Below are 12,324 nucleotides of genomic sequence, written 5' to 3' on the forward strand. Positions count from 1 at the left end.
ATGGTTCCTATGTTATCGTCTAAATTTTAGTTTGTTGATATTACTCTTTGTTGAGAGTAATATTTTCTTCTTTTGCTTTGTTAAAAGCACAGAAGTAGAAGTGACTTCATCTATAGAATATCCATTGATTTTATCCCCTAGTCTATACCATTTTTCATTAATCATGGCAGAGTTATTTAAAATTAGAGATAAATTGAAAATTTCATTCGCTTTTGTTGTAACTATCTTAGATGAGCTGAGTGACTGAGTCGAAGAGATATTTTTAACTGATGGCTTAATCTCTTTATCCTTCTCATTTTTTAAAAAAATGAATGGATCTTTAATATGCGAAAAATCATTTCTTTTCATTCCGGATCTTTGAGGCTTGATAGCTTGAACCTGTTCATCTACCCATGATAATTCATTGGCAAATGTTTCAATAGAAAAAAGAAAGAATATTGGGATAAATATTGTTTTCATTAGTAAGTTATCCCCCATACTGAAATATTTAAGTCACTATGTAGTGTTTTGTCAGCACTTAAGTGTAAACTATGAATATCGACAACTAATTCACTCTGTTCAAGGGAATTAATAAAATGTAAGGTATTTTTAAAGCTTCCAGATGATTTTAAACTAATATCTAAAACATGTCCAAATGAATTCTCAGTTGAGGCATATTTGTTTTGAAAATTTAGTAATTTTACATTATTTTTCTGTGCATTATCTGATATTGAATGAATATATTCCCCCCATGTTCTCTCATCATATATAAGAGAAGAAATAGTCTCTATTTTAGTTTTAATATAAGCATTGTTATCTTTATGTACTATTATCTCTTTATTAATATTACTGATATCTTTTTTAAGTTCAGTAATTTTAGACTCTGGATTCTTATTTATAAAACTATTGTCTATGTTGATCTTACTTTGTAGACTTTGTACACTTTTACGTGTTTTTTCAAATCCTTCTAAAGAACTATCCCAAAACAGCAAATATGAAAATGCGAATATTAATGATACAATCATCATATATGACATGTATATATCTTTTTGAGTTTTGTCCTTAAACATCCCGTCGATAGTATGTAGATAGTCTTCTATGTTTAACTTTGGAAGATTGATTTTTGGTAAATTTACTTTTGGAAGACTTATATTCATAATATAACCACCTCTAGTGGACTTAGATAAACTTTACTCTCTTCATCATACGATATGTCTTCAAGTTTAAATTTAAATTTTCCTTCATACTCTTTCGTCATAAATTCAACAAGTTTTGTTATCTTTTTATCTTTAGAAGCAACTAAACTTAAATTAAATATTTTTTTATTTTTTATCTCGATATAGTTTAGGGTTTCCATTTTAACACCATATTTATTTAAATCTTTTGTTAGTAGTGCTATTAACTTTGCTTTCATTGGATAGTTGACTTTTACATCATGTATCTTAATAAGAGTATTCTTTTTATTAATATACTCATTTTTTGCATCACTTAAGATCTGTGTTGACTTAGTTTTGTCTGCTAATCTATTTTTAAGAGTGGCTTCTCTTGTGATTTTGACAATATGCAACTTATTATACTCCTGCTTTAAAAAATCTTCTTGTAGGAGTTGTGCATAATTTAGTACCCAGTAGCTTACAGGATAAGCAAAAGCAAGAGCAAAAGAGGCAGCAATTAAAAGAATTATTTTTCCACTTTCGCGTTTAATAAATGATGGCGGTCGATTATAGACTGTAAAGTTACAATCATATCTAGCATCTTCTTCTATTGCCGCATATATATGCATTAATGCATGAATCTGATCTATATAACTCTCTTCACTCTCAAAGCCATAATCAAAGTTAAATTGACTAGATTTTATGTGTAGTTCAACTTCAAGCATCTCATCAAGTTGTGTCACAGTCTCAACTTGTGAACCTATAAAGATTTGCTCAAACTTTTCAATCTCAAAAGCTCTTTTTGTATATGTTAAAATATCATTTACATTTGAAAATAGTTCTTTGTATAGTTTTATAAAGTAAGACTTATAGTCACTGTCAGTATCTCTTAAACTTTGAGTAGTGAAAAAATTGAAGAAACTACTGTACTCTATTCTCTCGCCATAAAGCTCACAAAATCTTTCATGCATATCAATAATGGAAAATTTAATTGATTTGGTATAAACAAACTCTTTATCTGCATATATCGTAACGAATGCATCACTTTCTTGTATATATATAAAACAGTGTACACCTGCACTATCTATAATTTCTTTAGAATATAGTGATTTTAATAGTAAAGGAGCAGGAATAATTACATCTAAATATTTTATTTTCTCAATAGCTCTGGAGAAACTATGTGTAATTTTAAGAGGATCAACAATAAAAACATGAAAAAATCTATTGTTTTCATCAAGATTATTAAATGTTTCTATATATTGTATCTGATATTCTACTGCTTGATCTAAGGCTAATTCATCATATGCCTTATTATTGATTGCATCATATAGGTCTTCATCAGGAATATTTTTACTAATTTCTATCTGTGCATTAATAAAATCTTTTGTATTTAAGTAGGATATTGCAAATTGATCCTTAGAAAATGAAGGAGCAGAAGCACTATTTATAAAGCTTGATACACTACTTGTATATGTGTCATTGTATGGGTTAACTGATATAACACTTGAAAAAGAGTGCTCGTCTGATCTACTCATTAAACCTATTCCTATTTAAATTGAACCATTAGCATGGAACAAAACTCATTTTTATTATAAAATTCCACTCTATAGAGACGATTGTCTTTATCAAGTGAAAATCTTTTATTCATATCTTTTAAAGCAATCTTAATGCCACTCTCATCTTTATGGCCTTTTTTTTGAAAGCCAATAACATTAACACGGTAGTTTTTACTCTCTAATACCTCAAAATCGGCACTTACTTCAAAAGATGAAGCTTTTTTTACATTTGTTACTTCATTATCTACAATTACATCGTAACTATCTTGGCAACTTTTCGATAAAGTAAAGTACTGTGGTCTTAAAGTAGTTATTTTTTTATTACCTATATATAAAGAATAATTATTATTAATTTTCTTTACATCCCCTAGAGGATGGGTGAAATTAAATACATTACTCTTCGATTTTATCGGAATATAGCTTAAAGATTTTTTTATATTATCTAAATTAAATGAAATAACCCCATTTATTGTTATATTTCCATAATTATTAATCAGTTTACCTATCTCTTTCTCATTAAACTTAAAGTCTCTTTTAAACTCAATACCCATAATATTCATATACTCCTCTATCGCTAGAAGTTGATAAAAAACTTTTTCAGTCAGTGAAGAGAGGTCTTTGCTTGTCTCGATTGCAAATGCAGGTTTACTATTTGTAACAGCGAAGTAAGTAAGAGAGAGTTGCATTGCCTCATCGTCATATTTTGTATTTGTATTTTTTACATCAAAGCTATGGTGTTTTTTTAGTAGTTTCTTATTAATATTGTTTTTTACACTCATTGCAATATTATTTAGATTTCCAAATGGCTGATCTTGTTTGAGATTGCATTGGTCTATTACGCATGTCTGCCCCCATGCATTTGGATTAAATATACTCCCTTTATTCTCTTTTCGATAAAAACCATGACCATCATGAAGGTTTAGAACAAGAGAAACTTTTTTAGAGAGTATGATTTTTTTTATTTCATCTATCGTTTTTTTGTCTTTATCACCCTTTTTTATATATGAAAATTTTCTGTTCATATCTCCATGTATGCCCCGACTATTATTGATAATACTCTCTTTATTTAAATTTGGTATTATCCATAAGTTTTTAGAGGTGATTTTATAGTGAGTTTCTAAAATTGAAGCTGCAAAGTAACCTCCAGGTTCATTTCCATGAATTCCTGCAATAACTAAAAGAGTAGTATTAGAATCAGGATTCTCTTTTTTAATTAACTGTATCTTTGCATTTAGAGAGCTAAGGAGTAAAAAAGAGATTAATAGTACAAATTTCATCTATTTCTCAGTTATAATTTTCATTTTATTGTTCTCTAACTTAACTATTAAAACTTTATCTCCAGTAAACTCGAAACTATTAGATTTATAAATTTCATAAAAAGTGATTTTGTACATGTTTTTACTGTTAGGATAAGGTATTACATTAATATTGTTAAAGATTATGCTCTTGCTCTCTCTCTTTTTAAACACTCTTGTTTTATATGTATTGAATCTTTGAATATCCATGCCATCAAATCTTATAAATTCTGGTGCATAAAAATTTAAATAAGATTCTATATCACTGTAGAGCCATGCATATCTCCATTCATATAGTTGGCTAAGTAGATTAGAGAAGATTTCTTTGTTTTCATTTTCACTGATTTTTTGCTCATCAATTATTAAAATTGTTTTTTCAATATCAATATTTCTATCCAAACACTCTATACTTTGATTATTTATAGCTATACAACCTTTGGTATATTCATCCCTTTCTTGTTCAGTAGGAAGCCCATGTATCCATATTCCTGATCCATTTTTACCCTTATATTTATCATAAATATTAGGATAAGATGTAACAAACGCCATAGGCCCATAAAAAGAGTCTACTTTAGATATTTTTTTTATGAGATTATAAATTCCTACGGGAGTTTTCAGGTCACCTTCTTTGTACTTATCACCTTTAACCTCTCCAGTGAAAGCTCCATACTCTTTTTTTAATATATATCTTTTTTTATGATCTTGCATGTAAAGAGAGAGAGTAGGGCCTGATTTATCACAAGCTAAAACATTTGTGTAAGATTCTATATAGCCGAATCGTGTATCAATGTTCTTTAATTGACTATCCCAATACTCTTTGTTTGTTAAATCTTTATCTAGAGTCTTTTCAATATTTTCTATACCGTGTATTCTGTATTGAGTGAGCGTATCTGAGAAAACTTCCATAGAGAAAATAGTTAATAATAAAAGAAGTTTGAAAAATTTAAAATTATTTATCTTGAGCATTGCTATATCCTATCTCTTTTAAAAAGTTAACGTCCTTTGTCCAGCCTTTTTTGACTGTTACTTGAAGTTGTAAGTATGCTTTTTGCCCACTAAGTCTTTCAACTTTTTCGCGTGCTGATTTTCCTATTCTTTTTATACAATCACCACCCTTACCAATAATAATCCCTTTTTGAGACTCTTTTTCTATGATAATTGTTGCGTATATCCTATCTATTCCATTGTCTTCTTCGATAGAATCTATAATTACATCAGACTCATAAGGAACTTCATCACTTACATTCTCAAAAATTCCCTCACGAATAAAGCCCGCATAAATGTCGCGTACTAATTCACTTGTTAAATCTTCGGGGTCAAACAGAAAAGGTGAGTCTGGCAAGTTTTTAGCGATAGTGTTTAATAAGTCTACATGACCAACTTTTTTAGGAATTGCAACAGGAATAAGCGCTTCAAAGTGTTCAGAAAATTGATTGTATGCATTAATGCACTTAAAAAGTTTTTCTTGCTTTACTTGGTCGATTTTACTTATCACAATAATATGCTTGACCTTGCCATTATTGATCTTTAAAAACTTTTCATAATGTTCAATGCCATCTGTTACAGGCGCTAAGTAAACTATTAAGTCACAATCTCCCATTGCTTTGAGCGCTTCATCAAGCATATATTGATTGAGAATTTTTTCTTTCTCGTGTAGTCCAGGAGTATCGACAAATATAATTTGTGTATCTTCATGCATCACGATAGCGTTAGAACGTTTTCTCGTTGCATTGGCTTTTTGGCTAACCATCGCTATTTTCTCACCAAGAAGTGAGTTCATTAGAGTACTTTTACCTGCGTTTGGACGGCCAATGAGTGATACGAAACCAGCTTTTGTTGACATATGAAATACCTTGTTTGTTTATTTTTTTATAAAAGGCGATAAAGCCTAACTTGACGCTAAACTATATTATAAAATATAACGCGATAAATCGTCATCTTCAACAACTTCATCTAGTTTATCATGAACTAATTTTGACGTTATAACAACCTCTTCACCATTATGCTCATCGGCATCAAAACTAATCTCTTCAAGAATCTTTTCAAGAATAGTATGCAGACGTCTAGCACCTATGTCTTCTGTGAGCTCATTGGCACGATACGCTAGTTTAGCAATAGAACGAATAGCTTCATCTTCAAAAGTCAGTTTCATTCCCTCAACGCCTAAAAGCGCTTCGTATTGTTTTAAAAGTGAGTTTGTAGTTTGCGTTAAAATTTTGTATAACGTCTCTTCGGTTAATGATTCAAGTTCAACGCGAAGTGGAAAACGTCCCTGAAGTTCAGGGATTAAATCACTGGGTTTACTTACATGAAACGCTCCAGCAGCTATAAAAAGTATGTGGTCGGTATTAATCGTTCCATACTTAGTTGAAACGCTACTGCCCTCTACGATTGGTAAGAGGTCGCGTTGTACACCCTCTTTAGAAGGGTCGTTTCTACCTTGTGATTTTTCACTTAGAGCTATTTTGTCAATCTCATCTAAAAAGATAATACCACCATCTTCAGCACGTCGTAGAGCTTCTGCGTTTACGCTTGTCATATCAAGTAGTTTTGTACTTGCTTCTTGTCGGAGTAAAACTTTTGCATCTTTTACGGTAACTTCTTTTTTATTATCTTCCTTATTGATGCTTGCGAAAACTTTAGAAAAACTCTCTTGTACTTTTGCCATTTCGGGAGGAAGGTTAGTGTCATTAAACTCTACGTTTATTTTATCAAACTCCAACTCAATTATCTTATTATCCATCTCACCATTTTGTACTCTAGTTTCCATAGCTTGAAGCAGTCTTTGATAATCATCTTGTTTAGATTCACTTGCAGATTCTGGTAGGGGAGGAAGAAGTTTTTCAACTATTTTATTTAGTATATAGTTTTCTATTTTATCTTGGTTGGCTTCTTCTTGTTCGGCTTTAACGATAGCAATGGAATTTACAACTAAGTCTCTTATCATAGACTCTACGTCGCGACCAACAAAACCAACTTCAGTATATTTACTCGCTTCTACTTTTATGAAAGGAACTTTCATCATCTTCGCAAGGCGACGAGATATTTCAGTTTTTCCAACACCAGTTGAACCTATCATCAGGATATTCTTAGGCATTATCTCATTTTGAAGTTCACTCTCTAGTTGCATTCTTCTATATCGAGTTCTTAAAGCAAGAGCGATTGTTTTTTTAGCATTTTTTTGTGAAATTACATAATTGTCCAGGTAGGCAACTATCTCTTTGGGTGTTAAGTTCATTATTTTTGTTCTTCTAGTGTAAGTGTCTTAATATTGTGGTTAGTATATATACATAGGTCGGCGGCTATGGTTAAACTCTCTTTTACTAGAGCTTCTTCATCTAAGTCTGAGTATTTTTTTAGCGCGCGCGCAGCTGAAATTGCATAGTTTCCACCACTTCCAATTGATGCGATTTCTCCATCTTCAGGTTCAACTACATCACCATTACCAGTAAGTATAAAGATATGATCCTTATTTAGAACAATCATCATAGCTTCAAGGCGACGTAGAACCTTATCTTTTCTCCAAGCCTTAGAAAACTCAACAACAGACTTAATTAAGTCTCCTTTTTTATGTTCTAAAAACTCTTCAAACATATCAAACAAGTTAAATGCGTCAGCAGTGCTTCCAGCAAATCCCGCTAGGATTTTGCCGTGATAAAGCGTTCGAATCTTCGTTGCGTTACCTTTTAAAACAGTGTCTCCAAAGGTCACTTGTCCATCGCCACCAATAACGGCTTTATTCTTGCCTTTATAGGCTAGTATAGTAGTGGCATCAAACATTATTCGCCTTGAACGTCTACATGCAGAGTTGCATGAAGTCCATGACCAAGTTTAAAGTCTAAGTCATGCTCGCCAACACTCTTAATAGCAGATTTTTCATTGATGTGTTTTTTGTCAATTTCAATTCCATGCTGTTCCTGAAGTGCTGAGGCAATCTCCTCTTTAGTTACAGAACCAAAAAGGTGACCGTTTTGACCAAGTTTTTTAGTAATAATAACTTCAGCCTTATCAAGTTTTTTTGCTATATCCTTAAGCTCATTTACCTCTTTTTCAAGGTTTTGAGCAACTATAAGCTCATCTTGTGCATGTTGTTCTAAAATCTCTGGAGTAGCTTGTCTTGCAAACCCTTTTCCTATTAAAAAATTTTTTCCATAACCATCTTTTACTTCTTTAACTTCACCTTTTTTACCAAGGCTTTTTACATCTTTTATTAATAGTACTTTCATTATCTCTCTTTCTCCCCAGGGTATGCAACGATACCATAAGTTAAGTTTCCAATATTTGAATATCCCATATCTGTTAGAATTCTCGCAACATGCGCAGAACGGCTACCAACATGGCAATATAAAATAATGTTTTCTTCTTTAGTCAGTTTTACTTCATCAAGAGTTTGAAAAAAACTACTTGTTGGAACAAGAGCATCTGCTCCTTTTATATGTCCCATTTCCCACTCCATATGCTCACGTACGTCAACAAGTTTAAAGTCAACCATTTTCAGCTCACGTGCTTCTAACAAAGATGTCATTTCATCACCATCAATTTCACTCTGACTTAGAAGCATCTCAGCTTCTTTTTGTGTCAATCCACGAGAGTGTGTATGTGCTGTTTCTAGCATTCCAAGTTCTACTCGTTTTGCCGCTGCAAACTCTGGTGTACAAAAAATTCCACAGTGACATGCACCAAGCTCTGGAATCTCTTTTTCTATAGCCGGAGTACAAGGACAAGTTCTGTTATCAACACTTTGAGGTTTTCCATCAACTTCTTCAACCATAAAACATGGACAAAAAAGTTTATTGTACATCATCTTGTTACGAGCAAGACCCATCTGTACACCTTCATTTACTTCATCTTCTGGATTATATTCCCAACCAAATTGTTCAATAACTTTATCGGTAAATTTAATAGTTTTTTGCATTCTCTCTTGAAATTCTGGTGAGTTCATATCTATTTTAATCATAATTTTAATTCCTTTAGTTTTTTAGTGGTTTCTTTTTTTCCCAGCAATAATACGTCTAAGTGCATTTAATTTGATAAAGCCTTCAGCATCTTTTTGATTGTATACTTCATCTTCTTCAAAAGTTGAGTGCTCTTCAGAATATAATGACATGTCAGATTCTCGACCTACAACTTCAACATTACCTTTGTATAGTTTTAGTTTAACATTACCTTGAACATACTTCTGTGTAGTATCAATAGCGGCTTGTAGCATTTCACGCTCTGGTGAGAACCAAAAACCATTATAGATAAGTTCTGAATACTTAGCAATCATTCCATCTTTCATATGTGCTTCTTCTCGATCTAAACAGATTGATTCTATAGCGCGGTGAGCTTTAAGCATGATAGTTCCACCTGGCGTTTCATAGCAACCACGTGCTTTCATCCCAACAAAGCGATTTTCAACTATGTCAATTCTACCGATACCGTGTTTATTTCCATAAGCATTGAGAGTTCTAAGAATAGTAGCTGGGGACATCTCTTCACCATTAATTGAAATAGGGTCACCATTTTTATAGCCAAGTGTAATATACTCTTTTTCATCTGGTGCGTTTTCAGGTGAAGAGGACCATAACCACATAGACTCTTCTGGCTCATTCATTGGGTTTTCTAAGTGAAGACCTTCATAAGAAATATGTAAAAGGTTAGCATCCATAGAGTAAGGGCTAACTGTTGGGTTTCCATCTTTATCTAAGTGTTTTTGATCAATTTTAATACCGTGTTCTCTTGCATAAGCTAAAAGTTTTTCGCGTGAGTTAAGATCCCACTCTCTCCATGGAGCAATAACTGTAATGTCTGGATTAAGACCAAGGTATCCAAGTTCAAATCTAACTTGATCGTTACCTTTTCCAGTAGCACCATGACTTACAGCGTCTGCACCCATTTTATTTGCAATTTCTATCTGTTTTTTAGCGATGAGAGGGCGTGCAATAGATGTACCTAAAAGATACTCACCTTCGTAAATAGCATTTGCTCTAAACATAGGAAATACATAATCTTTTACAAACTCTTCTTGTATGTCAAGAATAAAAATATTTTCAGGCTTTATACCATTGTCAAGTGCTTTTTGACGGGCAGGTTCAACCTCTTCACCTTGACCTAGGTCCGCTGTAAATGTAATAACTTCGGCTTTATATTCATCTTGTAGCCATTTTAAAATAATACTTGTATCTAAACCGCCTGAGTATGCCAGAACAACTTTTTTAACTTCTTTTTTCATATAAAACCTTGTCATTAGAGAAATAATAGTCGTGATTATATCTAAAGATAGGTGAGTATTTACTTATGTAAGGATATTGTGCTTCTTTATATAAGCATAAATAAAGTTAAAAGAGTAGAAATTATGAGAGTGTGAGAGTTAAAAAATTAAGAACTTAAAAGGGCAGCGTTTTACCCTTTTAAGTCAAATAACATTCCTGTTACTTCTTGCATTTTTGGTAAAAAATCAGCAGCTTGTTCTGCTGGGAATCTTCTTATTAACTTACTTGTTTCTGATTCTATTACAGATACATAAAATACATCTTGGGAATCAACACCAAATTTGATATTCGTATTCATAGGCTTCATAGCATTGTTGAGTTGGTCAACTAACTCTTGAACTTGTTCCTTAGAATTTAACTTTTGCGGTGTAGTATTATCTTGACTCTCTTTGACTAAGTCAACCTGTTTAGGTTGTTGTACTTGTTGTTGAACCTGCTGAGTAGCTCTTCCTTGAGTCTCAACTGCAGTTGTTTGGGACTGTTGTTGTCTTGCAACATTTGCTATGCCATCCATGACTTGCTCCTTTTAAAGAATAGATATTATACACAGCATATCGACAAAGAAAAAAATAACTTTAGTAAATCTATAAAGAAATTTAATTTTTTATGAATTTTATGATAATCTTGCACTAATGAAAGAATATATATCCCTCCTGCAAACGCAACCAATCCTTAAACGGCTCTCTTTAATACAACTTATTTCATATTTTGGAGCATGGTTTAGTAATGTTGCAATTTATACACTTTTACTAGACATGGATGTTGCTCCAAGTGTAATCGCTCTTGTCGCAATGCTTCATTTTTTAGCTGGTGTAATTCAAGCGCCTTTTTCAGGTTCCATTATAGATAGTTTCGCTCCAAAAAAGTTGATGCTAACGCTTATATTTACAGAGATAATTGCAACATTTTGTCTTATTTTTGTATCTTCATTATCTGACTTATGGCTTTTATACATACTTATACTTGTTAAAATGGCAGCAGCATCTTTTTACTTTACAACTGAAATGTCGCTACTTCCAAAGTTATTAGATGGGGATAAACTTCAAAAAGCAAATGAGATTCATTCTATTATTTGGTCACTTTCATACACACTAGGTATGGCTCTGAGTGGCTTTGTAGTTTATTGGTTTGGAGTGAAGTTAGCCTTTATTTTAGACGCGTTTATGTTTGTCATCGCATTTATCTTACTTTTCAATCTTGAGATTAAAGTAGAGATGATAAAAACGGGTGAAAACTTTCTGCAAATGATGCGGGGTACTTTTGGTTATCTCAAAGGACACCCTTTAGCAATGCACCTTATGATACTTCATTCATTTGTAGGTCTAACGGCATTTGATGCTTTAGTCGCACTGATGGTTGATAAATACTACTCTGCAATCATTGCAACATCATTGGCACTAGGTTTACTCCACTCTGCACGTGCAGTTGGCTTAGTGATTGGACCTATGGTCATCTCTAAATGGATTAATAACAAACGCTTGATATATATTTTTATATTCCAAGGTTTTGCTATTTGGTTATGGGCATATGTGATGCATAATTTTTATCTTTCACTTTTAGCCAGCATAGTTGTGGGTTTCTTTACAACAACGCTTTGGTCTTACACTTACACGCTACTTCAAAAGAATATAGAAGAGAAATATTATGGCCGCATTGTTGCATACAATGACATGTTGTTTCTAAGTTCAGCAACTCTTACCTCTTTCATGATAGGTTATCTTTCAACGCATGAGTATTCATTAGAGAGTATTAGCGTCTATATTGGCATTGGTTTTCTTCTTGGAGCAATCTATTTCGCATGGATTTTAAAGAGTCAAAAGATAAAGGATATAAAAGAATGACATTTGCAATACTCGGTGGGATACTATTAAACATAGGGGCGTTTTTAACCTTTAAAGGAAAGATATATCAGGCAGTTATAGTCTATCTTTTTGCCGATGTCTGTTGGATAGTAATGGCTTATGAAAGAGATGATTTTATAGGTGTGGTTTTGATTATTATTGGAGTGATTTTTGGTACCTTGGCATTTTGGAAAATGAAAAGTGGAAGCATGAGTAAAACGTTAAATGAAAGTGAATAATATTAA

14 protein-coding genes are annotated in these 12,324 nt (G+C 32.3%); 2 read left to right on the plus strand and 12 right to left on the minus strand.

Features of this window, described 5'->3' with window-relative positions; translation table 11 throughout:
- Nucleotides 1–12 precede the first annotated feature (12 nt).
- The 12 genes from GJV85_RS05055 to GJV85_RS05110 form a co-directional block, all read right to left on the minus strand.
- Nucleotides 13–459 carry a hypothetical protein gene (locus tag GJV85_RS05055; protein WP_207562781.1) on the minus strand — a complete coding sequence of 149 codons (447 nt, stop codon included), beginning with the start codon at nucleotides 457–459 and terminating at the stop codon, nucleotides 13–15.
- Complete coding sequence (locus tag GJV85_RS05060; protein WP_207562782.1) at nucleotides 459–1,136, minus strand: hypothetical protein; 678 nt, start codon at nucleotides 1,134–1,136, stop codon at nucleotides 459–461. The genes GJV85_RS05055 and GJV85_RS05060 overlap by 1 nt, the downstream gene beginning before the upstream one ends.
- Nucleotides 1,133–2,668: a hypothetical protein gene (locus GJV85_RS05065; protein ID WP_207562783.1), complete on the minus strand. Its 1,536-nt coding sequence runs from the start codon at nucleotides 2,666–2,668 to the stop codon at nucleotides 1,133–1,135. Before GJV85_RS05065 ends, GJV85_RS05060 begins: the two co-directional genes overlap by 4 nt.
- Nucleotides 2,669–2,679: 11 nt before the next feature.
- The gene (locus tag GJV85_RS05070) at nucleotides 2,680–3,966 is read right to left on the minus strand and encodes a M99 family carboxypeptidase catalytic domain-containing protein (protein WP_207562784.1); all 1,287 of its coding nucleotides are present in this window, start codon (nucleotides 3,964–3,966) and stop codon (nucleotides 2,680–2,682) included.
- A complete protein-coding gene (locus GJV85_RS05075) occupies nucleotides 3,967–4,950 on the minus strand; it encodes a L,D-transpeptidase family protein (RefSeq protein WP_207562785.1) in 984 nt (327 codons plus the stop codon). It abuts the gene before it with no gap.
- Nucleotides 4,934–5,827, minus strand: coding sequence for a GTPase Era (gene era, locus GJV85_RS05080; RefSeq protein WP_207562786.1), 894 nt, complete (start codon nucleotides 5,825–5,827; stop codon nucleotides 4,934–4,936). Before era ends, GJV85_RS05075 begins: the two co-directional genes overlap by 17 nt.
- A 66-nt stretch (nucleotides 5,828–5,893) precedes the next feature.
- Nucleotides 5,894–7,222, minus strand: a complete 1,329-nt coding sequence (gene hslU / locus GJV85_RS05085; protein ID WP_207562787.1) for an ATP-dependent protease ATPase subunit HslU — start codon at nucleotides 7,220–7,222, stop codon at nucleotides 5,894–5,896.
- Nucleotides 7,222–7,764 carry an ATP-dependent protease subunit HslV gene (hslV, locus tag GJV85_RS05090; protein WP_207562788.1) on the minus strand — a complete coding sequence of 181 codons (543 nt, stop codon included), beginning with the start codon at nucleotides 7,762–7,764 and terminating at the stop codon, nucleotides 7,222–7,224. Before hslV ends, hslU begins: the two co-directional genes overlap by 1 nt.
- The gene (gene rplI / locus GJV85_RS05095) at nucleotides 7,764–8,210 is read right to left on the minus strand and encodes a 50S ribosomal protein L9 (protein WP_207562789.1); all 447 of its coding nucleotides are present in this window, start codon (nucleotides 8,208–8,210) and stop codon (nucleotides 7,764–7,766) included. Before rplI ends, hslV begins: the two co-directional genes overlap by 1 nt.
- A complete protein-coding gene (locus tag GJV85_RS05100) occupies nucleotides 8,210–8,941 on the minus strand; it encodes a ferredoxin-thioredoxin reductase catalytic domain-containing protein (protein WP_207562790.1) in 732 nt (243 codons plus the stop codon). Before GJV85_RS05100 ends, rplI begins: the two co-directional genes overlap by 1 nt.
- Nucleotides 8,942–8,962: 21 nt before the next feature.
- Nucleotides 8,963–10,198, minus strand: coding sequence for an argininosuccinate synthase (locus GJV85_RS05105; RefSeq protein WP_207562791.1), 1,236 nt, complete (start codon nucleotides 10,196–10,198; stop codon nucleotides 8,963–8,965).
- 170 nt (nucleotides 10,199–10,368) lie between these two features.
- Nucleotides 10,369–10,752 carry a flagellar protein FlaG gene (locus tag GJV85_RS05110; protein WP_207562792.1) on the minus strand — a complete coding sequence of 128 codons (384 nt, stop codon included), beginning with the start codon at nucleotides 10,750–10,752 and terminating at the stop codon, nucleotides 10,369–10,371.
- Nucleotides 10,753–10,870: 118 nt separating this feature from the next.
- Here GJV85_RS05110 and GJV85_RS05115 point away from each other — a divergent pair, with 118 nt between their 5' ends.
- Entirely contained in the window at nucleotides 10,871–12,079 is a 1,209-nt protein-coding gene (locus GJV85_RS05115; RefSeq protein WP_207562793.1) for an MFS transporter, read from the plus strand.
- On the plus strand, nucleotides 12,076–12,318 hold the full coding sequence (locus GJV85_RS05120) for a hypothetical protein (RefSeq protein ID WP_207562794.1): 243 nt from the start codon (nucleotides 12,076–12,078) through the stop codon (nucleotides 12,316–12,318). Before GJV85_RS05115 ends, GJV85_RS05120 begins: the two co-directional genes overlap by 4 nt.
- The last annotated feature ends 6 nt before the right edge of the window (nucleotides 12,319–12,324 follow it).

The sequence above is a fragment of the Sulfurimonas aquatica genome, assembly GCF_017357825.1.
Taxonomy (GTDB): Bacteria; Campylobacterota; Campylobacteria; order Campylobacterales; family Sulfurimonadaceae; genus Sulfurimonas; species Sulfurimonas aquatica.

Coding starts and splice junctions, on each gene's coding strand:
- GJV85_RS05060 (WP_207562782.1), bottom strand. CDS start 1,136: ATGAATATAAGTCTTCCAAAAGTAAATTTACCAAAAATCAATCTTCCA.
- GJV85_RS05120 (WP_207562794.1), top strand. CDS start 12,076: ATGACATTTGCAATACTCGGTGGGATACTATTAAACATAGGGGCGTTT.
- GJV85_RS05065 (WP_207562783.1), bottom strand. CDS start 2,668: ATGAGTAGATCAGACGAGCACTCTTTTTCAAGTGTTATATCAGTTAAC.
- GJV85_RS05100 (WP_207562790.1), bottom strand. CDS start 8,941: ATGATTAAAATAGATATGAACTCACCAGAATTTCAAGAGAGAATGCAA.
- GJV85_RS05070 (WP_207562784.1), bottom strand. CDS start 3,966: ATGAAATTTGTACTATTAATCTCTTTTTTACTCCTTAGCTCTCTAAAT.
- GJV85_RS05110 (WP_207562792.1), bottom strand. CDS start 10,752: ATGGATGGCATAGCAAATGTTGCAAGACAACAACAGTCCCAAACAACT.
- GJV85_RS05115 (WP_207562793.1), top strand. CDS start 10,871: ATGAAAGAATATATATCCCTCCTGCAAACGCAACCAATCCTTAAACGG.
- GJV85_RS05075 (WP_207562785.1), bottom strand. CDS start 4,950: ATGCTCAAGATAAATAATTTTAAATTTTTCAAACTTCTTTTATTATTA.
- era (WP_207562786.1), bottom strand. CDS start 5,827: ATGTCAACAAAAGCTGGTTTCGTATCACTCATTGGCCGTCCAAACGCA.
- GJV85_RS05055 (WP_207562781.1), bottom strand. CDS start 459: ATGAAAACAATATTTATCCCAATATTCTTTCTTTTTTCTATTGAAACA.
- hslU (WP_207562787.1), bottom strand. CDS start 7,222: ATGAACTTAACACCCAAAGAGATAGTTGCCTACCTGGACAATTATGTA.
- hslV (WP_207562788.1), bottom strand. CDS start 7,764: ATGTTTGATGCCACTACTATACTAGCCTATAAAGGCAAGAATAAAGCC.
- GJV85_RS05105 (WP_207562791.1), bottom strand. CDS start 10,198: ATGAAAAAAGAAGTTAAAAAAGTTGTTCTGGCATACTCAGGCGGTTTA.
- rplI (WP_207562789.1), bottom strand. CDS start 8,210: ATGAAAGTACTATTAATAAAAGATGTAAAAAGCCTTGGTAAAAAAGGT.